This window comes from Plantactinospora sp. GCM10030261, assembly GCF_042666615.1.
Taxonomy (GTDB): domain Bacteria; phylum Actinomycetota; class Actinomycetes; order Mycobacteriales; family Micromonosporaceae; genus KBS50.
In genome coordinates, this window is the sequence record NZ_JBHTDD010000009.1 from 195022 (window position 1) to 216220 (window position 21199).

Annotated in this window: 20 protein-coding genes; 12 read left to right on the plus strand and 8 right to left on the minus strand. The window is 68.2% G+C overall.

Annotation, left to right across the window (positions count from 1 at the left end):
* Positions 1-381: 381 nt before the first annotated feature.
* Genes ACFQUZ_RS13885 through ACFQUZ_RS13900 form a run of 4 tightly spaced genes read right to left on the minus strand, consistent with a single transcriptional unit; the run spans position 382 to position 7115 of the window.
* The gene (locus tag ACFQUZ_RS13885; protein WP_018584450.1) at positions 382-1221 is read right to left on the minus strand and encodes a phosphoadenosine phosphosulfate reductase family protein; all 840 of its coding nucleotides are present in this window, start codon (positions 1219-1221) and stop codon (positions 382-384) included.
* A complete protein-coding gene (locus tag ACFQUZ_RS13890; protein ID WP_377441956.1) occupies positions 1218-4793 on the minus strand; it encodes a hypothetical protein in 3576 nt (1191 codons plus the stop codon). Before ACFQUZ_RS13890 ends, ACFQUZ_RS13885 begins: the two co-directional genes overlap by 4 nt.
* Positions 4790-5899 carry a DUF4007 family protein gene (locus ACFQUZ_RS13895; protein WP_377441958.1) on the minus strand — a complete coding sequence of 370 codons (1110 nt, stop codon included), beginning with the start codon at positions 5897-5899 and terminating at the stop codon, positions 4790-4792. The genes ACFQUZ_RS13890 and ACFQUZ_RS13895 overlap by 4 nt, the downstream gene beginning before the upstream one ends.
* The gene (locus tag ACFQUZ_RS13900) at positions 5892-7115 is read right to left on the minus strand and encodes a cysteine desulfurase family protein (protein WP_377441960.1); all 1224 of its coding nucleotides are present in this window, start codon (positions 7113-7115) and stop codon (positions 5892-5894) included. Before ACFQUZ_RS13900 ends, ACFQUZ_RS13895 begins: the two co-directional genes overlap by 8 nt.
* A 449-nt stretch (positions 7116-7564) precedes the next feature.
* On the opposite strand from ACFQUZ_RS13900, the gene ACFQUZ_RS13905 reads away from it, so the two are divergent.
* From ACFQUZ_RS13905 to ACFQUZ_RS13915, 3 genes are read left to right on the plus strand one after another with little or no spacing between them, the layout of a single operon-like run.
* Entirely contained in the window at positions 7565-9130 is a 1566-nt protein-coding gene (locus ACFQUZ_RS13905; protein ID WP_377441962.1) for a DEAD/DEAH box helicase, read from the plus strand.
* Positions 9124-11112, plus strand: a complete 1989-nt coding sequence (locus ACFQUZ_RS13910; protein ID WP_377441964.1) for an ATP-binding protein — start codon at positions 9124-9126, stop codon at positions 11110-11112. The genes ACFQUZ_RS13905 and ACFQUZ_RS13910 overlap by 7 nt, the downstream gene beginning before the upstream one ends.
* The gene (locus tag ACFQUZ_RS13915) at positions 11109-11999 is read left to right on the plus strand and encodes a hypothetical protein (RefSeq protein ID WP_353899616.1); all 891 of its coding nucleotides are present in this window, start codon (positions 11109-11111) and stop codon (positions 11997-11999) included. The genes ACFQUZ_RS13910 and ACFQUZ_RS13915 overlap by 4 nt, the downstream gene beginning before the upstream one ends.
* Here ACFQUZ_RS13915 and ACFQUZ_RS13920 read toward each other — a convergent pair.
* From ACFQUZ_RS13920 to ACFQUZ_RS13935, 4 genes are all read right to left on the minus strand, one after another.
* Entirely contained in the window at positions 11996-12283 is a 288-nt protein-coding gene (locus ACFQUZ_RS13920) for a hypothetical protein (RefSeq protein ID WP_353899615.1), read from the minus strand. The two genes, ACFQUZ_RS13915 and ACFQUZ_RS13920, sit on opposite strands and share 4 nt — an antisense overlap.
* 407 nt (positions 12284-12690) lie before the next feature.
* Complete coding sequence (locus ACFQUZ_RS13925) at positions 12691-13407, minus strand: prepilin peptidase (RefSeq protein WP_377441966.1); 717 nt, start codon at positions 13405-13407, stop codon at positions 12691-12693.
* Positions 13408-13437: 30 nt separating this feature from the next.
* Positions 13438-13788, minus strand: a complete 351-nt coding sequence (locus ACFQUZ_RS13930; RefSeq protein ID WP_377441968.1) for a winged helix-turn-helix transcriptional regulator — start codon at positions 13786-13788, stop codon at positions 13438-13440.
* A gap of 94 nt (positions 13789-13882) precedes the next feature.
* Positions 13883-14242, minus strand: coding sequence for a hypothetical protein (locus tag ACFQUZ_RS13935; protein WP_377441970.1), 360 nt, complete (start codon positions 14240-14242; stop codon positions 13883-13885).
* A 373-nt stretch (positions 14243-14615) separates the two neighbouring features.
* On the opposite strand from ACFQUZ_RS13935, the gene ACFQUZ_RS13940 reads away from it, so the two are divergent.
* The 9 genes from ACFQUZ_RS13940 (at position 14616) to ACFQUZ_RS13980 (ending at position 21130) form a co-directional block, all read left to right on the plus strand.
* The gene (locus ACFQUZ_RS13940) at positions 14616-15122 is read left to right on the plus strand and encodes a hypothetical protein (RefSeq protein ID WP_377441972.1); all 507 of its coding nucleotides are present in this window, start codon (positions 14616-14618) and stop codon (positions 15120-15122) included.
* Positions 15122-15979: a hypothetical protein gene (locus ACFQUZ_RS13945; protein WP_377441974.1), complete on the plus strand. Its 858-nt coding sequence runs from the start codon at positions 15122-15124 to the stop codon at positions 15977-15979. Before ACFQUZ_RS13940 ends, ACFQUZ_RS13945 begins: the two co-directional genes overlap by 1 nt.
* A gap of 101 nt (positions 15980-16080) precedes the next feature.
* Positions 16081-16656 (plus strand): SAF domain-containing protein, encoded by a 576-nt coding sequence (locus ACFQUZ_RS13950; protein WP_332317178.1) that lies wholly within the window; start codon positions 16081-16083, stop codon positions 16654-16656.
* 20 nt (positions 16657-16676) lie between these two features.
* On the plus strand, positions 16677-17411 hold the full coding sequence (locus ACFQUZ_RS13955; RefSeq protein ID WP_377441976.1) for a MinD/ParA family protein: 735 nt from the start codon (positions 16677-16679) through the stop codon (positions 17409-17411).
* Positions 17408-18718 (plus strand): CpaF family protein, encoded by a 1311-nt coding sequence (locus tag ACFQUZ_RS13960; protein WP_377441978.1) that lies wholly within the window; start codon positions 17408-17410, stop codon positions 18716-18718. Before ACFQUZ_RS13955 ends, ACFQUZ_RS13960 begins: the two co-directional genes overlap by 4 nt.
* A 2-nt stretch (positions 18719-18720) precedes the next feature.
* Complete coding sequence (locus ACFQUZ_RS13965) at positions 18721-19569, plus strand: type II secretion system F family protein (RefSeq protein WP_013289172.1); 849 nt, start codon at positions 18721-18723, stop codon at positions 19567-19569.
* On the plus strand, positions 19569-20441 hold the full coding sequence (locus ACFQUZ_RS13970) for a type II secretion system F family protein (RefSeq protein WP_377441980.1): 873 nt from the start codon (positions 19569-19571) through the stop codon (positions 20439-20441). Before ACFQUZ_RS13965 ends, ACFQUZ_RS13970 begins: the two co-directional genes overlap by 1 nt.
* A 45-nt stretch (positions 20442-20486) precedes the next feature.
* Positions 20487-20675, plus strand: a complete 189-nt coding sequence (locus ACFQUZ_RS13975; protein ID WP_041799409.1) for a hypothetical protein — start codon at positions 20487-20489, stop codon at positions 20673-20675.
* A 2-nt stretch (positions 20676-20677) separates the two neighbouring features.
* Positions 20678-21130, plus strand: a complete 453-nt coding sequence (locus ACFQUZ_RS13980) for a TadE/TadG family type IV pilus assembly protein (protein WP_377441983.1) — start codon at positions 20678-20680, stop codon at positions 21128-21130.
* The last annotated feature ends 69 nt before the right edge of the window (positions 21131-21199 follow it).

A 21199-nucleotide genomic window follows, 5' to 3' on the forward strand; every position in this document is an offset into this window, starting at 1 on the left:
AGATAAAGTGATTCTGAAGGCACGTACAACTGATGCAGGCCATGTTTCCTTTCTGGTCAAGCGCTCCGACGGCGGAGAAGCTGAACTCGTTGCAGCCATGATCCCGCCCACGGAGGTTCAGCGGTCGACCGGCACCTTCCGCAATCCAGATCTGCTGGTCCATTTGCCACCAAAGTTGGTTTCCGCGCTGTTGGGTGCGTCGGAGCCCGAGGGGGATGGCATGGTGATAGCGCTAATCGTAAATACGGCGAGTCGGCGTGGGGCTGCGGTTGGGGCATTTGCGGACACGGCAGTGGCTAAGGCATGGTGGCAACAGCCGTACAACAGGTTGGCGCGGGACCCAGACGTGCTGTTCCTGACGGTGCCAGTGGAGGCCGACGTTTAGAGGTGGCAGACGGCGCAGCCCGCCTCGTCGTTTTCCTCGTCGAGGGCGTCGGTGAGCACCTCGATGAGGGGCAGATTGGGACGGGGCTTGGCTGCCGCGCGAGCAAGGGCGGCGGCATGTCGCTCTTCGATCGCATCGCGCCGCTCGAGAAGGTCGCGCAGCGACTCACCCTGTGACCACGTGTACTGACGGCCGCGCATCGCGGTGGCTTGGTAGTTGACCTTGTCCTCGTATTCAACGGCGCGTTCGAACAGCTCCGGGTGTCGGTCGGCGAGGCCAACCCATTCGTGTTTGCGCTGGAAGAAGCAGAAGTAGCAGCCGGAACGGGTGCGCCACTCGTAGTAGGCCGGCAGGCCGATTCCGGACTCCTCCAAGATCCGGTTGACTCCGTCACGGTCGATGCCGTCTTCCCGGAACGGGAATACAGCCTTGATGTTGGGCTTGGTGCTGACGTAGCCGAGGCGGTTCTCGTCGGCGCGGATGGCGACGTACGAGATGGCGGGGCTGTCGCCTAGCCATTCCTCCAGCGGTTTGATCTTGAGGTTCTTGGTGCACCACCGCATGGACGCGCTTGGAAGGGTGCCCTGGTAGACCTGCAGCCAGTGGTCGAAGTCGCGGGTGGCGTTCAGTCGGACGATCTGCTTACCGAGGGCCGCTTCGAGCCGGTTGAGGTAGTCGTACGTCTCGGGGAGTTCGGCGCCGGTGTCGCAGAAGAAGTACTCCATCTGCGGCACCTTGGTGCGCATGTAGATCGCGAGGGCGGAGGAGTCTTTACCTCCCGAGATGCCGAGGACATGGCGGGTCTCGCCGGGCGTACGTTGCCGGGGTGCAGTCATCGGGTCGACTTCTTTCGCGTGGATGGTGCGTCGTCGCTGCCAGCGTCCCTCTCGACTATGACACTTTCGGCCAGCAGGGCGAGCAGTGCCCGCTCGCCGTTCTCGCTGATCTTCCTGCGAGCTAAGGCGATCACCTCAGGCAGCAGGGCCTGCGCGCTGGCACGTTCGTCGTTGGAGAGGTGGACGACGGTGTGGAGCTCGTGTCCGTCGGCCTGGGTAACGGTGATCGCCTGGGAGACGAAAGTAGCGTCGGTCGGTTCGGCCGTCGTGGGCTGGTGCAGGTTAGCCAGCCGCTCGATAGCGCGAGCGGCTGCCCGGACCTCGTTGGTGAAGGTGCTGATGTCACCGTCACGCCAGTCGGAGAGCCCGCGGCCAACGATCCGGACGACGAACGGGTCGAGCCATTCGTCATCGCTGAGCGTCGTCTCTTGAGCGAGAGTGATGACACCACGGAGTTTCGCCTCGACCAGGTTCACATCGGCGAGGTGTCGGGTGTAGACCGCAAGGCGCTGACGTAGCTTGCCGAGATTCGTAGGCATGTGGAACGCCTCGGCGATGGCCTTGACAACTTGTGTGCGGAGACGTTCGTCCGCCCGGCCGAGTTCGGTAAGCGCCTTGCTCAGCGACTCGGCGTAGCGGCGCGTGATTTGCTCGTCGATCTCACCGTTCGCTGGGATCGGCTCGAGGTCGAGGGCGGACGGCAGGTCGGTGAACAGGAGCGTGTCGGGTTCGCGAGCGGTCTTGAGCGCTTGACGTACGGCCCGTGCCTGCTTGGGGAGTTGTTGGGTGTGATCGGCGTACGCGGACAGGCTCCGGGCACGGTCGAGCAACTCACGCGTGAGCGTCAGAGGCGCGACGTTGCGGACGTTGATCGGTGGTGCTGCCGGCATCCGCGCACCGATCACCTGGGCGATCTCGGTTACTGCGGTCTTGCGCGGACCTGCTTGAACGCCCATCGCTTTGACCGCGAACCGCTCCGGGCTCTTGATCATGCGCTCAGCCAGGGCAGCGGTTAGTCGTGTCTGGTAGGTGCCTTCCTCGAAGAGGGCGAGTTCTTGGCTCCCGATAATGAGCGCGGTCAGCACGATGACCGGGATGACGCCTGGCCGTATCCCGAAAGGAGGCGCTTCGAGCAGTTCATAGACGGCGTCGAGCTTCAGCGGCTGTGCGGTGGCTGCCCGCATCTGCTGCTGCATGGCGGTCCAGGCCGGGTATAGCGAGTTGCCGGGCTCCGGTTCGCAGAAGCCGAATGGAAGCAGCTCGGTGTCGTCGTCGGTGCGCTGATCGGTGGGGCGGTGCAGCGCGAGGTATTCCAGGACTCCGCTGTACATCGCGCGTTCCGGCCCGTAGCCCTCGATGCCGAGGTACTGATGGGTGGGTGCCGTGATCATGGCGATGATCAGCTCACGGCGTGCCTTGGCTGCTTGGCTGGTCAGCTTATGCCGGCCCAGCATCTCGTTACGGATGTGCGGAGCGTGGGGGAACACGCTCTCGCACGCCTTGGAGACGAGCTCTGCGAGGCTTCGGCCCTTGATGGTCTCGGCGTCAGCTGTGAAGGCGGCGGCCCCGGCCCTAGCCGGCAGCAGGTACCAGGTGGGGGCTAGCTGGCTTGGCAGGAAGGCTTCTGCGACGCGGGTGGCGAGTTCGGCGCTGGCCTGCGCGATACGTTCGCTGACCTCGGTACTGGCCACGGCGTCGAGTTCGACGTTGGCCGGTAGCTCGTGGAGAGCGTGCAGGTAGCGGGCGGTACTGAGTACTTTCTCGGCGTGGGCGGTCACGCCGGCGATGACAGGGCGGTCGGTTCGAACCGTGGGGATGGTGTATTCGTCCCCGAAGTGGAACAGCAGGAGTCCGTCTTCGGCGTCAGCGGCGGACGGCCCGATGAGCTCGGGCGAGCCTGCGTCGGTGGCCTTGGTGACGAAGTGGCGCAGCATACCGGTGCGTTGGCTGTGCTTGCCCGCCACGACGGCGGTCGGCAGGTAGGTCGAGATGACCTTGACCGCGGCGTGGTCGTCGCAGGCGTTGATCAGCTGCTCGATGTGGCTGGTGAGGTCGACGTCGCTGCCCCGCCATACCCGGTACTCGTCGCTGAACTGTCGGTACACCAGGAAGCCGCGGTCGACGAGGCTGGTGACTTGGTCGGCGAGCAGTTGTCGGGCCGTGGGGTCGTTGAGCGTGATGGGGTCGCTCAAGGCGAACAAGACGGTGTCCATGCTGGCGCGCAGGGCGCCAGAGGCGTCGACGAGGTTGAGCATGCCGATGGTCTTGAGGATGACCTGGTCTTGCTCAGGGAGGCCATTGGCCTCGGTGATGCGGTTGTCGATCTCCATCCACCGGCTCGCATTGGCCGAGGCCAAGATGGTGGTGCGGCCGGCGGTGAAGAAGTAGTCGAAGGCGTCGGCGATGCGGACGGTGGACGCGGAGGAGGGGCGATTCGAGGCGTAGCTCTGCAGGAAGCGTCGCACCGTGTGGGGTTCGTCGTTCGCGATGAACCCGGTCATGCTGCGATCGTGCTGCCCGATCTGCGCGGCGAGCAGCGGCGCGACCACCGTTGTCAACGGGTGCAGGGGGTACACGTGGGTGAACGTGTCGTGGCCTGCGGCGAGGATGCCTTGGAGACCGCGTTCGGTCCAGGCCTGAGCGGACGCGGCGGCATGCTGGGCTATGAGCTTGCGTCCCTTGGGCGACACGCCGTCGTGGTTGAGGGTTCGGCGGATCAGCTCGACGGTGTCGCCGAGGTGGATCGTCATGAGGACGTCCTCGAACCGGCCCTGAACCTTCGCCCACTCCCGGCTCTGCAGCGTGCTCGCGCGGGAGGCGTAGTCGGCGAAAGACAGGTGCTGCAGCGTAAGGAGGTAGAGCGGCACGCCGTGGGAGCCTGCACCGAGCTCAGCGAGTTCCTGCAACAGGAACACGTCGCTACCGGCATCGCTGAACTCACCATGGGAGGCGAGGTGCTCTAGCGACTTGCCGAACTCGTCAATGACCAGCATGACCGGTGCCTGCTCGCAGAGAACCTTTACGGCGGACACGAGCTCCCGATTGCTGAAACCCGGAGCCTTGAGGGGCGCGAGCGCTTCCTGCACGGGTGTGGGCATGTGGTTGTCGGGCCAGGCGCGGGCGGCACCATCGAGGAGCGCTCGCGTGATGCTGTCGAGCAGAGGTTCTCGTCGTGCCGTGGCGACGCAGGTGATGAATCCGTTGGGCGCGGTGCGGTCACGAGCTCTTGCCAACCGGCGGGCCAGGATCGGACTCGTCTCGGCGAGTACCTCTTCGGCCTCCGTCCGGCGGTTCCCCGCACGGCCGAGCAGCGACACGACGACCAGAGCCAGTGTCGACTTGCCTGAGCCGTAGGGCCCCGTCAGGGACCAGGCGCGGGTGTTTGCTTGGTCCTCCAGGGCGGCCGTGACTCGTTCCAGCATGTCCTGTGCCCGGATGCCAATGTGCACCGGGCCGAGATGCTCGTCGCGGACGTCGCGTTCGATGTTCGTCGACCGCAGTCGGCTGCTGACGATGTTGATCCCGGCCGGCGTCTGCGGGCTGGTGCCCGACGGTGCACCATTGGCGGTCATACCAGGGCTCCTGCGAGTCGATCGAGAGTCGGCTGGTCGAGCAGGTCGGTGCGGCCACGTCGCCGCATCTCTCGCAGCATCCCGGGTGGTTGCGTGGCGTACCAAGCTTCCCGATCTGGGAGGCTTGCGCGGGCGCGAACGTTGCCGTAGTAGCCGTCCAGCACGTCCCAGGCCAGGTCCTTAGGATTGCCCTCGAACCGGAGGCTGCGTTGTCCGATGCCCTCCACCAGGGCCATCTGCGGGTACTCGCCGGCGACCTCCTCCAGGGCATGCGCGATTTCCGGCTCTCTGAGCCGGAAGGCGCGCCCTGGGCCACCCGGCTCATTGGTGAGACGGGCCAGGGCGATGGAACCACTCTGCAGAGGCTCGCTGCGTGCCGCGTAGTCCAGGCATGCGTAGGCGACCAGGGCCGGCGGCAGTGAGGTGCGGGCGTTGCTGGTGAAGTGCCAGCGGCTCGCTGCGTTGTTGCGGCCGAACCCGGTGGGCTCCAGTAGCCCGAGTTCCCGGAAGGGGGAATCGAGCAGGTCCTCGAAACTTCCGCCCGAACCCGCGGTGGGTTCACGCCGGCGTGCGTACATCTTGGTGAGGCAGTCCGCGTCCTTGGTTACGGATGCCTCTACCGGGGGCTCCCAGCCAGCCAACCGTACGTGTCGCAGCGTGGTCTCGGTGAGCTCGCTTGTGGTGAATCGGGACGTCGACTGGGCGTGGAAGGCCACCCACCAGGTGGGAGTGTGGCAGGGTTTTGCCAGTAGCCACCAGTGCAGCAGCCACAGACTCGCAGTGTCCTCAAGGTAGGGGTCGGCGCCGTTCTCGTCGAGCAGCCATTTCGCCTCCCAGGTCGGTGAGGCGACGTTCGCCCGAGACGTGGGGTCCTTTGGGTACTCGATGGTGAGTTTGAAGGCGTACGACCAAAACCGGATTGCATTGACCATGTTCTTACCCACGCCGAGTGTCACCGTCGCGTTCTCGCGCAGAAACACGTCGCTGCCGATGCTGGGGTCAGTCAAGGCGCTGTACGCCTTATGCAACCAGCCGAACCGGGGGTGGAAGGTCTCATGGCGGGAGAACGACGGCTCGGCGACGTCCTTGAGCTTGGTTTCAAGCATCGTGTCTCCGCGGTCCTTCCTGCCCCTGGGCGGTTCCAGAGGCAGTCGTGGTGGTGTTTGGGTACAGGGCAGCGTGAACCCGGCGCTCAGCGTCGATCACGTGGCGAATGGCGCTATCAATATCATCGGCGGTAGTGGCGTAGCCGAGAGAGAAGCGGATAGTGCATTCAGCTTCATCCCGGCTCAGGCCCATGGCGAGCAGGACTCGGCTCGGCTCCATGGCACCGGCCGCGCAGGCGCTGCCCTCGGAGGCCGCGATGGCGGGCATGGCGGCGAGCATCGCGTCAGCCGGCAGGCCGTCGAAGGTCAGGCTCGACACGCCGGGTAACCGCCGGTCAGGATGACCGTTGCGGCGGGTGCAGGGTAGAGCCGTCAAGACAGCAGTCTCGAAGCGGTCACGCAGCAACCGGATACGTGCCGCTTCTTGATCGAGGCACCGGGCGGCAGCCTCCGCAGCGGCCCCCAGGCCGACGATGCCGGGCACATTCAGGGTTCCCGGCCGCCGTCCGCGCTCATGACCGCCGCCGTGCATCAGCGGCCGGATCGCCGGCAAGGTGCCGCGCCGCACGAACAGTGCTCCTACCCCTTGCGGAGCGCCGAATTTGTGCCCTGACATGGACAGCAGGTCGAGTTCCAGCCTACGGAGATCGATCGGTAGCCGACCAACGAGTTGCGTCGCGTCCGAGTGCACCAGCGCGCCGGCTTCGTGCGCGATTTTCACCACTAGGTCGAGATCACTCAGGACGCCGGTCTCGTTGTTTGCCGCCATGATCGAAACCAGGGCAGGTGAAGTTGCGAGTGCTTCTTCCAGCTCTTCGAGACGTAGTGTGCCGTCCCGGTGCACCCCGACCGTGTGAACCTTGCTCCCAACAGCGTCGGCGACCGCAGCTGCCGCTTCGGTCACCGCCGGGTGCTCCACGGTGCTGATCACTAGGCTCTGGCCAGGCGTTGCGGCCGATTGGATGGCTAAGTTGTTGGCCTCGGTTGCACCCGAGGTAAAGATCAACTCGTTCGGCGAGCATGCCAACAGCGCCGCAACCCGCTCGCGTGCCTGATTGACCGCGAGGGACGCGTCCCGGCCTGCTGCGTGCACGCTCGAGGCGTTACCGACTGCCGTCAGCGCCTCGGTGGTTGCGGCCAACGCTTCGGGGCGAACGGGCGCAGTGGCGTTGTAGTCGAGGTAGATGAGGGGATCAACACCGGTATGACCCATCATTCTCCCTCCGTCGCGGTACCCACCTTATGGCCTGGTGGCCTGTAAGGAAACCGCGACGCGTGCCACCAGCCGTGATCATGGGTGGCAAGATTACCGTACGCATGTTCTCTTCCGTCGCCCCCGTAGGCCGGCTCGCGACTGCTCGCCGCATCGACGTTCAACGCCGCTCCGGACGCCCTCAGGGGGAGGCGCAGCTGCACGAGCACGCCCGTGAGCCGCGGTCCCCTTCGAGCGTGGTGGCGCGATAGAGTGAGCGCCTGAATCGATGTCGTAGGCATCTTGTTCAATAACCCACGTGACTAGCGACCCGAGGCGAGTCGCGCGGAGGATGACGTCGAGATGATCCACACCGCTGTCATGAGGGCAGTTGCCCGGCACTTCGCAGCCGGTCGCCGGGTGGCCGCCGCGCTCACCCTTCTCTTGCTGATCCCCGCTGCTAGAGCGTGCCGATGACATACACAATCTTCGACTTGTTGCGGACGTCGGGCCGGACGTCGAGCTTCATAGAAGAGCGGGTCCTTCGCGCGATCGGGCGCCTAGTCGACGGCGGGCATGTTCGGCAGGCGCCCAGTGATGCTGTGATCGCGGCTGCGTGCCTCGGCGATCCGATCAGCGCGGTCCGTCGCCTCGCCGAGGCCGGTGTGCTGCCCGGCGAGCTCCCGGATGAACAACGACGCGATCTGTCTGCCCGCCTGTCGCTTGGCCCGGATCAGCTCGACAGCAAGGCCGTTCTGGCGAATCCGAGTGCCGTGGCGGTATTTCTCGGTCTCCCCGAGGTGCGCAGCAGCACTGCGGCGCAGATACCGACCGACGCGACGCCGGCCTACGGGCTGTTTCCGCATCAACGCCGTGCCGTGGTCCGCGCCCGTAAACTTCTGCGGCTCGGCCGTACCCGGCTGTTGCTGCACATGCCCACCGGGTCGGGCAAGACTCGCACCACGATGAGCATGGTGGCCGACTACCTGCGCGAGAACGAAGGCCGCGTGGTCCTCTGGTTCGCATCCACGCGAGAGCTGCTGGACCAAGCGGCGCGCGAGTTCCACAAGGCGTGGTCTCTGCTAGGCGACCGGCCCGTCCCCATCGTTTCGGCCTGGGGCGGTCAGGACGCCGACTTCACCGACCTTGCCGACGGCCTCATCGTGGCCAGTTTGCAGACCGTCCATGCACGCCGCAGCGAACCCGGTTTCATCCCTGACCTCGGTCGCCGTGTTGGGCTCATCGTGTTCGACGAAGCGCATCAAGCGGTCGCTCGAACCTACCGGTACGTAGTCGAACAGCTCTCCGCCGCCGGCCAACCGGTCACTCCCATCATCGGGCTCAGTGCGACCCCGGGGCGGACCTTCCTCGGAGGTCGATCGGACGAAGACCTCGCTGAGTTCTTCGAACACACAAAGGTGGAGCTGGATACCGCTGCTGAAGGGGCGGACAACCCGGTCGCTTACCTGATCAGTCAGGGTTATCTCGCTGAGCCCGAATTCCGGCTCCTCGGAGACCTCCTAGAGGACGATGAACCGGATTGCGGCGGTGATGACGAACCGGATGATATCGGCCTCAATCAGGATGACTACATGCAGGAGGTTCTCGGCGCCACCTTGCAGCTGGTCAGCGAGTCACACCGCCGCATCATCGTGTTCGCCGCCTCAGTGGAACTGGCGCACTCGCTGGCAGCGTCGCTTCGATCGGTCGGTGTCCTGGCGGATGCGGTGGACGGAACGACAGCACCCGAACTCCGCGATACCGCAATCCGGATGTACAAGAGCCCGGCACCCATCCCTCGCGTCCTGGTCAACTACGGCGTTCTGACGACCGGATTCGACGCCCCGCAGACCAGCGCAGTCGTGATCGCGCGCCCGACGCGTTCCCTCGTGCTGTACAGCCAGATGGTCGGCCGGGGCATCCGGGGCCCGAAGGCCGGCGGCAACAGGAAGGCCGTCGTCGTCACCGTAGTCGACCCCGCAGTCCCCGCATTCGGTTCCATCGCCGCCGCCTTCACCCACTGGGAGGACTTGTGGTAACACCCGACACCACCCACCAGGAAGCCCCGCTTCTCTCCGGTGAACAGACCGTCAAGTCCATCCGGGACACTGGGTACAAGGGCACGGACTATGCCCTCGCTGAGTTGATTGACAACTCTTTTCAGTGGGGTCAAGCCCGTACAGTCCTGCTGGTCATCGTGCAGCGCATGGTGCAGGGTAAACGGCGTGCCACCAAACGTGCCGACGAGATCTGGGTCATCGACGACGGCACCGGCATGACGGATCAGGCCGTGAACCTCGCCCTATCGTTCGGCGGATCCGGCAAGTACGACGACCGATCGGGCATCGGCCGCTTCGGTATGGGCCTGCCGCAGGCCAGCGTCTCACAGTGCGAGCGGACCGATGTCTGGACCTGGCAGAGATCACAACCGGAGAATGCCTCCCATACATATCTTGATCTGAAAAAACTCTCACGCTCCGGCAAGGGATCCACGCTTACCGTTCCGTGGCCGTCGCGCCCTGGTCAGTCAGGCTACGAAGCCATGCCCGATTGGGTTCTTGACGTCTTCAAGCAGCACGCCACCGCGGACACGTCGATGGGACAGCCGCTCTACGGCGGCACGGCCATCCGATGGTCCGCGCTCGATAAGGTCCGCTGGACGACTGCCAGCACCATCCTCAAGCACGCTGAGTACCTACTTGGGCGGATCTACCGCAACTTCCTGACCGCCGACTCCGAGCCCCGCCATATCAAGATCGCCATTGTCGACGCAGACATGATCGGCGGCCTCATCGAGTTCTACGACGTACGCCCCAACGACCCCCTGTACCTGCTGCCGGCCGACCAGAGCACCCTCGAGTACTGGGAGCAGGCCGGACCGGACGGCGAGAAGGAGAAGTACGTTCCGGTCACCGACACCGCGCCCTTCACCGCCCACCACAACTCTCGGACCTTCGAGATCGCGCGTGCGGACGGCAAAGGCAACTCCCTGGTCCACGCGCGTCTGTCCCTGGCCCGGCCCGAGGCTCGACCCGGGAGAAATCCCGGCAAAGACACTCACCAGGGACGCCATGCCCGAGACAACGCCGGGATCTCGGTTGTGCGCGCCGGCCGCGAACTCGTCCTCGAACAGACCCTGAACGAGGAAGCCACCGACCGGTGGTGGGGCGTCGAGCTTTCCTTCAGCCCCGACCTCGACGAGATCTTTGGGGTGACGAACAACAAGCAGGACGTGCCCAACCTAACGCAGGCACTGCAACTAGCGCGCACCTACGATCTGCCGAAGGAACAAGCCCTGGAAGAGGGCCTTTTCGACGAAGAGCACGAGATCGCCGAGCTATACGGGATGGCCCACCAGCTGCTGATACTCGTCCGTTCCCTGCGGCAGGAAGGCCGAGAAGGTCGAGACGCGGCATCGCGAGGCCGCTCCGCCCCTCCGAACATCGCGGGAGTCGCCTCCAACATCAAGAAGACACGCTCCACCGTCATCCCCACGCCCGGCGAGAAGAAGTTCGCGGATGATCCGGACCCTGAGAAGGCCGCCGGCGCTATCGAGACGAAGCTCAAGGCGGACGACGTCCCCGACCAGACCCGCCGGATAATCATCGAGAACTACAGGCGTGGCGTGACCGTCCAGATCCTGACGCACGCCGAAAAGCACGTCCCAGCGTTCTTCCGGCCCGACGAGGCCATGAACCTGGAGCTGCTGTGCTTGAACAACGCCCACCCCGCTTACCAGGCCATCATCGATCCGTTGCGCGCCTCGGGCGATGACATCGCCGCGATGAGCGAAGAGGAAGCCAAGAGGCTCCTCACCAAGAGTGCCGATGCCATCACCTGGCTTCTGCTGGCCTACGCTCGCTGCGAGAATGAGTACCAGGGACATCCCCTCGCGGGCACATGGAAGCAGATTCGCGACCAGTGGGGTCAACGCCTCGCCGAGACAGTGCAGGACTCTGCCTTCAAAGCTGCCGAGCTCTTCGGCGACAGCGCCGAGGACGACAGCGAGAGCGGTGTATGACGCAGGCGAACGTTGATCCGCAGCGGTGCGGATTTCGAGTCCTCGAACTCGTTTCCACTGCAGCCGCTTTGACGATCGTCGCGCCGTTTATCACCTCGGCCGGCATCAGGCCGATCCTCACGGCGCTGCCGCAGGACGCCGAGCTCGAGATATACACCCGGTGGCGGCCGGATGAGGTCGCCGCCGGGGTGAGTGACCCGCACATCTTCGATCTGGTGGGCAACCACGGCGGAACGGTGTCGCTGCACCCAATTGTTCACGCCAAGGGATACTTGACTGGTTCATCCGCTCTGGTGGGTTCGGCCAACGTCACTGGGAACGGCCTCGGATGGGGCCGCCCCGGCGCCGTCGAGATACTTGTCGAAACCTCACCGAGCGACCCGGCCCTGGTGGCGCTGATGTCTGTGCTGCGGGCGACGTCATCAACGGCCACGGAAGCGGACCGCGACGCTGTTCTAGTGGCTGCAGCGGCGCTCCCCCCAGCGCAACTACAGGCCGTCGAACCGGTGGACCGCCCAGATTGGCTGCCTTCCTACCGGATGCCGGAAGTGCTCTGGCTCGTCTACGACGGACAGCGTGAAAAGGAGCTCACGGACTTCGTTCAGCCCGAGCTCCGAGCGCTAGGGGTTCCCAACGGTATCCAGAGTGAACCGGCGTTCAACGCCTACGTCGGGGCGATCCTGCGACAGGGCTTCACCGGCCGCATCGCGCAGGAATGCAGCAACCTGTCCACCATCAAGGCGGTACAACGTCTGACTGAACTCTGCACGGCAAGAGGCATCACCATCGAGGACCCAGGTCTGCTGTGGGAGACTCTCGCGGCTTGGATCGCGCGTTTCATGCCCGGCTTCCAGCGGATTCCCGGTGGTACGCGACTGATCCGCTAGCGCCACAGGCCGATCGGCCGGCCTGTATCCGGGTCGAGAACTCGCACCGGCTGAGGGAACTCAGGCTCCGAGGTTGGCTGCGACGACTGCTGCGGAATGACCGCGCACCGGCCGAGAGCTGAGCGCAGCAACTCGGCTGCTGCGGTCATCCCGGCCGCCTCGGCTGCGGCGAGCAGGGTCCGTGCAGCCTTGGTCGCCTCCGCCTCCACGACTCCACCGCTCTTGCCGGGACCATCTGCGGTGATGTCCTGGATCTCGTACAGGCGGGCACGCAATCGATCCACTTCGGCTGCCAGGCAGGAGTCAAACTCTGTAGACGATGGCTCCCCATCAGATCTTGGTTCTTGCACGACAGCGAGCAGGCGAGCTACTGAATCCGGCAAATAGTTTCGACGGGCGCGTTCAAGATTTTGGGCACGTCGCTCCTCGAATCGCCTGCTAGCCACGCCACCCCTCTATCCTGCTCCGCCTCGCCACCGGTCGCGGCTCCACGCGCCGGGGCAGTACGGCCGGTCGGACGCTGTCGTGGAACAAGAGCCGGAGTGACGTCCATCAGCGTAGCGGAAGCTGCACGAAGCATCAGGACACCGAACGGGCCGATCAGCGGCCTCCCAGCGCCTCGGCCATAGGGCCCATAGTCCTGCCATCTACGCACAGTGCACGCTCGGCAGGCACTGCTCTCGGCATGTGATCAGATATCGACCACGACCGCTATCAGCGCCCCTGCGACCAGGTAGGGGCCGAAGGCGATGCTACGCGTGCGGCGCAGCGCCAAGCGCGCCAGCGCTTCAGGAACGGCGAGCACGAAGGGCAGCAGGCCGCCGAGGAACACCGCAGGCCAGCTGGTGGCGCCCAGCGCCGCGCCGAGCAGCGCGGCCAGCCGCACGTCACCCAGGCCCATTCCGCTGCCCGCCACGAGAACCAAGGCCAGGTACAGGCCACCGAGTGCGGCCACGGCTAGCGTGGCGGTGACCAGCGTTTGCGCCTGACCCGTGGCCGCTGCTTGGCCAGCCAACAAGACGCCGACGGTCAGGGCGGCGGCGCTGATCACGGGCGTGGGCAGCCTGCGGACCGCGACGTCGACGGCGGCGAGCAGCACGCCGGCGTGTATCACCACCAGCCAGACCGCCAGCAGAGGCAGGCCGCCGGGGGCGTCGCGCAGCAGCCAGGCTAGGCCTGCGGATGCGACAGCCAGTCCGATGCCACACAGCTCCGAGACGGCCAACAACATCAGCGCGCTCCTAGCCGGAACACGGCGGGATGCCGAGGCGGCCATCCTTGTCTTCTCGGATGCTGGCAGGCCTGCGATCGCCGGTGGGTTGGCCGCGAGCAAGGTGTACGCGTATGGCAGCGCCAAGCCGGCAAGGGCGCCGCCGGAGAGTGCCAGCCCCAGTACTGCGGGACTCATCGGCTGCGGTTGTCGTGGCGCGCGATAGGCCTACGCCGGTCCGGTGTCGGCAGCGGTCGGCTGGGCACAGCCGTCGCGATAGGTGTCCGACCAGCGCCGCATCTCGCGCATGAACGACGAGAGCAGCGGCAGGAGGTGGGTACCGGCGGCGGCCAGGGAGTAGGTTCCGGCCCCCGCGTCGTCGGTGTGGTGCACCAGGCCGCCGTCGCGTAGGCGTCGCAGGGCGTCGTTGAGCGACTTGGAGCTCGGTGCCGGCTGGATCTCGCGCAGCAGCTCCGAGAATCGCATCGGCCGTTCACCGAGTGCCGTGAGGATCTCGAGGGTCCACCGCTGGGCGCACAGCCTGATCGCTTCGTGCACGACGTGAAGGTCGTCGTCCATCCGCCTCCCCTCCCCGTCAAGGTCGGCCAGAGGACGAGTCTAGGGGATCGACTGCTCTACGTGAACAGTGAATTCACGTTGCGTCAGGTGGAGATCATCGACGCATCGAGTTACGTCGTTGAAGAGCTGGTGCGCCGGCAAGGTGGCGGCAGCCTTCCGCGAGCGCATTGAGGGCGTCCGCCAGGGCGTTCCCCATAGTGGACAGGCGATAGGCGCCCGTGGCGGCGACCACGTCCCAGCTGCCGTGCGGTTCGCGCCGCAGAAGTCCGGTCGCCGCAAGCCAACACAGGTCGGCCCGCAGTGCCTCGCGGGAGGCCTCGTCCACGCCACCGAGGTCACCGACAGTGGCAGCAGCGCGGTCACGCAACGTTACGAGAGCCGCGATGGCTGTGGGCCGACGGGCGAGCTCCGCAGCGAGGTCGGCGGGCTGAGGACCCTCGGCGGTGCGGCTCATAATGCGCGCTCCCTTGAGATTTTTCTGAGGATTCTAAGGCCTTCGATCCTTGCGGGCATAGTGTCGCGAACCCGACACCAGCTGGTCGGATTATGTCGAAAGACTCGCATTATCGGTGACCTCGAGGTGAGCACCTGACGGTAATCACCGGAAGGTAAGCACGTTGCGGTAACCGTGGGGGCCGGGTGTAGAGGTGGGTTCAGGCATCCGTGCGTGCAACTTCCACGACAGCGGGGCGGCCCGCGTCGCTGTCGCCAGGAACCGTCAGGAGGCAGGGCGGCAGATGACGAGCCGTAACAGACAGCGAACTTTCACCGTTCGAGCGCGAGGCCGCCGCTCGCGCCTGGCGGGCTCGGCGACAGCCCTGTGCCTGGTGGCCGGCGCGGGAGCGTGCGACGCCGGAAACACCGGGCAAGAACCTTCTCCCACTACCTCGGTCACTGTTTCCACGCCCAGCCAGGATCCGCGTGGCGCGGCCGAGGACGCCGCGCTGGACGTGTACCGCGGCATGTGGGCCGCGTACGCGAAGGCCGGCCTCACTGCCGATCCCGACGAGCCTGACCTCAGCAGGTTCGCCGGCGACGGCGCGCTGAAGACGTTGCGGAACGGCCTGGCCACCTACCGGAGCAAGAAGCAGGTACTCAAGGGCAAGTACGTCCTGAACCCGCAGGTGGCCGAGGTCGCTCTTACCGCCTCGCCCGCGACGGTGACGGTCACTGACTGCATCGACGACAGCGACTTCCTGGTCTACAAGCTGACAGGTGAGCCGATCAACGACGTGTCCGGGGGCCGGCGGAGTGCGCGGGCCACGATCACGAACCTCGCGGCCGGCGGCTGGAAAGTCACCAGCTTCGGCGTCCAGGACGTGGGGTCGTGCTGATGCGTCGTACCGCCCAATCCCTGATCGCTGCGGGCGCAACAGCGGTCGTGCTGGCATCCGGAAGCCCGGCACGTGCCGACGGCGGCATCGGCGGGGTCAGCTGCACGCAGAACCCGTCAGCTCCCGAATGCGAGATCAACGCCGGCACCCCCGGCGGCCCTGGCGGCTCCACCGGCGGCAACCAAGGCGGCGGGTCCGGTAGCAGCTCGGGCGGCGGCGGTGGCGACGGCTGCTACTGGGTGCCGGTCGACGTGGGTCTCCCGCCCCCGCCGGGCAAGGGCCCAGAGGGCGGTTGGTATTCGCGGACCTGCGTAGCCAACGGGCTGGGTTCGCAGGACGTGCCGGTGTGGCTGGACCAGGCGCCGTCGGTGAACCTGGCAGCGCTGGCGCAGACAGCGCGTTCTCGGTTGCGTCTGCCCTCGCCCCAGATTCGCACGAATCCCGCCACGGCGCCGTTCGTGCTGGTGCAGGTGCCGGTGTGGCTGTGGGTGGACCCGGCGACGTGGGGTGCCCGGTCGGCGACGGCGTCGGTGCCTGGGGTGTCGGTGACCGCGACCGCGACGCCGACTCAGGTGGTGTGGTCCTTCGGTGACGGCAGCGACGACCTGACTTGCGCCGGGCCGGGCAAGCCGTGGGAGCCGGGCACCGACCCGCGGGCGTCGTCGCCGTGCGGGCACACCTACACGTCCTCGTCAGCTGCCACGGCGGGGGCGGTGTTCCGGCTGCGGGCGACGGTGACGTGGTCGGTCACCTGGTCTGGCGCCGGTAGCGGGGGCACTCTCGCCCCGCTCACGACGACCTCGACGGTGTCTGTGCGGGTGGCGGAATCTCAGGCGATCGTCGGAGGTGCCCGGTGAGCGTCACCACGGACCGTCCGCGGGCGGTGAACACCGCCGCTGCGGACCTGCCGCCGGTGCCCGCCGGTACGCGGCGGGCGGGGCGGCGCAGCGGGCGGCGTGTGGTAGCCGGGCTGCTGCTGGTCCTGGCGACGGTGGTGACGTTTTGGCAGGTGGACCTGCGCCGGCACGCCGACGAGCAGTTCCTCGCCGTCGCGCGGGACGTACCGGCGGGTCAGGTCATCACCGACGCCGATGTGCGGGTGGTGCGGGTGGCGAACCCGTCCGGCCTGGACCTGGTCCCGGCCGAGCGGCGCGGCGGGGTCGTCGGCCGTTCGGCGGCGGTGCCGCTGGCGGCAGGGAGCCTGCTGGTGTCGGCGCAGGTCGGGCCGGCGGCGTGGCCCGCGGCGGGGCAGGCGGTGATCGCGGTTCCGGTCAAGCCGGGCCGGGCCCCGACGAGCCTGACCGCTGGGTCGCGGGTGGTGGTGCTGGTCGCCCCGCCGACCGGAGGCGGGCAGCAGGCGCCGCAGCAGAACAACGGTGTACGCCGGGCGGTGGCCACGGTCGTGTCAGTGGCGGCGGGCGCCGACCAGGTGGGCACGCAGTTGGTGACGGTGCTGCTCGCTGCGGATGCGGCGGAAGCGGTCGCGGCGGCCCCGGGGGACGTGTCGTTGGTGCAGCTCGGCCCGTCCCAGTGAGACGTGAGGAGGCGCGGGAGATGTTGGTGGTGGTGGCGTCGGTGTCCGGCGCGCCGGGCGCGTCGACGGCCGCGTTGGGGATGGCGGCGTTGTGGCCGGACCGTCCGGCGTTGCTGGTGGAGGCCGACCCCGGTGGCGGGGTGGTCGCGGCGCGGTTCGGGCTGGCGCAGGAGCCGGGACTGGCGTCCCTGGCGGCGGCGGCCCGGCACGGCGGGCACACCGGCGGGGCGGCACCGTACGTGCAGCAGGTGCCGCTGGGTTTGCACGTCCTCGTCGGGCCGGGGGCGGCCGAGACCGCCGCGGGGGCGGTGTCGGTCCTCGCCGGCCAGGCCGAGGCGGTCGCGCGGTTGGCGCCGGTAGTGGTCGCCGACGCGGGTCGCCTCTACGCCAACAGCCCCTCGTGGGGCCTGTTGCGCTCCGCTGACGCGGTCGTGCTGGTCACCTCGGGGTCGACGGAGTACCTGGATCACCTGGACACCCGCTTGCCGGCGCTGCGTGCCGCGGCGCGGCCGGGTGGTGTCGGGCTGGCGGTCTGCGGCAGGTCCGCCTACACCCCGGCGGAGATCAGTGGGCGCCTCGGTGTCCCGGTGTGGGCGCAGCTGCCCGCCGACCGGTGGGGCGCGGGCGTCCTCGCCGGACGGATGACGGGGCGGGCGTGGACACGTACCCGCCTCGCCCAAGCTTTGCGCGCCCTCGCCGCGTCCCTCGCGGCCGGCGGACAGCCCGCCGGTGCGGAGCTGGAGGTCGTGCGGTGACCGCCCCGACCCTGAGCGGCGGCACGACCGCGGCGCCGCCGGAGGTGGTGGCGCGGCTGCGGGCCCGGGTCAGCGACCGCCTGGCCGCGCACGGCGCGCAGCTTCCCGACGGCGAGCGCCACGCGGTGATCGCGGGATACATCGCGGAGGAACTCGTCGTCCACGCCCGCGAGGACATCTCCGCCGGCCGTGTCCCGCTCACTCCGCAGGCCGAGGCGGCCCTGGCGCGGGCGTTGCGGGACAGCTTCACCGGCCTGGGCGGCTTGCAGAGGTTGATCGACGACCCGCGGGTGGAGGACATCTTCGCCAACGGCTGCGACAACGTGTGGATCCGCACCACCGACGGGCAGGTGCAGAGAGTGCCGCCGGTAGCCGCCTCCGACGACGACCTGGTCGACCTGGTGCGGGTCGCGGCGGCGCGCAGCGGGCAGGAGGAGCGCCGCTTCGACCGCGGTTCGCCCGGCCTGTCGCTGCGGCTGCCCGGCGGGCAACGCCTGTTCGCCGTGATGGCGGTGGCGAAACGTCCCTCGCTGTCGATCCGCCGCAACACCCTGCACCGGGTGACCCTGGACGACCTGCTGCACCGCGGGGAGATCACGGTGGGGTTGCGGGAACTCATCCGGGCGCTGGTGCGGGCGCGCAAGAACATCGTGATCTGCGGAGGCGTCGGCGTCGGCAAGACCACCATGCTGCGCGCCGCCGCCGGCGCGATCAGCCCCCACGAGCGGATCGTCACTGTCGAGGACGCCTACGAACTCGGCCTTGACGAGGACACCGAGGCGCACCCGAACACCACCGCCCTGCAGCAGCGGGAACCGAACCTCGAAGGCGTCGGCGGCATCGACATGTCCACGATGGTGCGCTGGGGCCTGCGGATGCGCCCGGACCGGGTCATCGTCGGCGAGACCCGCGGCGCTGAGGCCGTCCCCATGCTCCTGGCCATGTCGCAGGGCAACGACGGCAGCATGTGCACCCTGCACGCCTCCTCCAGCAAGCAGGCGCTGACCCGGCTGGCCATGTACGTCATGCAGGCGCCGGAGAAGCTGACCTTCGACGCCGCCAACGTGCTCATCGGCCAGGCCGTCGACTTCGTCGTGCACCTGGACGTCGCCACCGATGGCACCCGGGTGGTGTCCTCCATCCGCCAGGTCCTGGAGACCGACGGCACTCAGGTCCCCTCCAACGAGATCTACCGCCCTGGCCCCGATCGGCGCGCGATCCCCGCCGCGCCGATCCGCGCCGACACCCTCGACGAGCTCACCGCCGCCGGCCTCAACCCGAACCTCCTCGTCCGGGACCGGTGGTGAGCATGGACCTGCTGCCGATCCTGCTCGGCCTGGGCTGCGCCGCCGGCCTGATCCTCGTCGCCGACGGGCTACGCCGCCGCCCACCCGGCACCCCGACCACCCGGACACGGCAACGGTGGACGTCGGCCGACCGCACCCGGCTCCTCGCGGCCATCGTCGCCGGATTCGCCGCCGCGGCGGCGACCCGTTGGCCGGTCGCGGCGCTGCTGACCGCCGCCGCGGTGTGGGCGCTGCCCCGCGTCCTCGGTCCGGACCGGGAGCACACTCGCGCGATCGCCCGGATCGAGGCGATCGCCACCTGGGCCGAGCTGCTACGCGACACCCTGTCCTCGGCCGCCGGCCTGGAGCAGGCCATCACCGCCACCGCCCCTGTCACCCCCCAGCCCATCCGCCCTCAGGTGCAGGCCCTCGCGGGGGCGGTGCGCGGCGGAGCACGGCTGCCCGACGCGCTGCGCGCGTTCGCCGCCGACCTCGCCGACCCCACCGCCGACCTCGTCGTGCGCGCACTGACGCAGGCCGCCGGCTACCACGGCGGGCAGCTGTCCCAGTGCCTGACCAGCCTCGCCGCCACCGCCCGCGAGCTTGCCGGCATCCGGATGCGGGTGGCCACCAAACGGGCCGCGACCCGCACCGCCGCCCGGGTCATCACCGGCACGTCGGTGGCGATGGTCGCCGGGCTGATCCTGCTCAACCGCGGGTTCCTCGCCCCGTACCGCAGCGTCACCGGGCAGCTCGTGCTCCTCGTCGTCGGAGCGGTGTTCGCCGGCGGGTTCTGGTGGCTGGCCCGCGCCTCCCGCGTCCCGCAACCACCACGGGTGCTCTCGGCCGACCAGCCCGGGCAGGTGGCGTGATGGCCGCCTTCGTGGTGGCGTGCGGCGTCATCGCCGGGCTCGGCCTCGTCCTGGCCGGCACCGGCCTGCATCCCGCCCGCCCCAGCCTCGCCCAGGCCCTCGACGCCCTGCGCCGCACCCCGACTGCCCCGGAAGAACCAGTGGGGGCCAGGACGCGGCTGCTCGCCGCGCCCCTGCGTGCCCTCGGCCTGCCCCGGCAGCGGATGCGCGCCGACCTCGCCGTACTCGGACGGCCGACCGCCACCCACCTGGCCGACCAGAGCCTCGCGGTCCTCGCCGGCCTGCTGCTGCCCCCGGTCGCGATGGCCGTCCTCGCCTCCGGCGGGGTCAGCTTCGCCGCCGGCATGCCGCTGTGGGCGTCGCTTGCCGGCGCGGCCGGCGGCTGGTGGCTGGCCGAGACCACCGTGCACGCCGAGGCGCAGCGGCGCCGCGACGAGCTGCGCTACGCCCTGTCCGCCGTGCTCGACCTCGTCGTCATCTCCCTCGCCGGTGGCGCCGGACTCGAACAAGCCCTCGACGACGCCTGCGCCGACACCCACGGCTGGGCCGCCGGACGCCTGAACCGTGCCGTGGCCACCGCCCGGCTCCTGCGCATCCCGCCCTGGCAGGCCCTCGGCCAGCTCGGCGAGGACACCGGCGTCGTCGAACTGCAGGAACTCGCCGCGACGATGAGCCTCGCCGGCACCGAAGGCGCCCGCATTCGCGACTCCCTCACCATCCGCGCCGCCACCCTGCGGGCCCATCAGGCCGCCGCCCTGGAGGCCCGGGCCAACTCCGCCACCGAACGCATGTCCATGCCGGTCATGCTCCTGGCCGCCGCCTACATGCTGTTCCTCCTCTACCCGGCTGTCACCGCAGTCGACAGCTTCTGACCCCGACACACCAGAAGGAGAAACGCCGTGCACCCCAGCAAGCTGATGGCCCTGCTGACCCTGGCACACCTCACCCTCACCGACCGGGCCCGCCGGCTGCGCGACTCCGGCGACCGGGGCAGCGAGACCACCGAGAAGGTCATGTGGATCGCCCTGCTCGTCACCCTCGTCCTGGCCGTCTACGCCATCTTCCAGGGCAAGATCATCACCAAGATCACCGGAATCAACCTCTAGCCATGCACCGCACGCGACGAGGCAGGCGACGCCGGCTCGGTGGTGACCGCGGGTCGGGCACCACCGAGGTGGTCCTCTACGCGCCCCTGCTGTTCCTGCTCGTCCTCGTCGGCGTGCAGTTCGCCCTGTGGGCCCTGGCCCAACTCGGCGTCCAGCACGCCGCGAACCACGCCCTGCAGACCACCAGGGTGTCCGGCGGCACCGCCGCCGCCGGCCGCGCCGACGCCGCAACCGTCCTCGACCAGGTCGCCGGGCAGGTCGTCGTCGACCCGCGCGTGTCGGTCACCCGCACCGCCGACACCGCCACCGTGGCCGTGACCGGCCGGGTGCCCGCCGTCGTGCCGTTCCTGCGCCTGCAGGTCAGCACCCAGGCCAGCGCCCCGGTCGAGCGTTTCCGCCCCTCGACCCTGTCGCTGGCCCCCTCGCCGCCTGGAGTGGAAGGAGACTCGACGTGACCCGCGAGCAGCGCCGCAGCGGACACCCACGCCGCCGGGCGCCGCGGCTGCGGGGAGACCGAGGTTCGG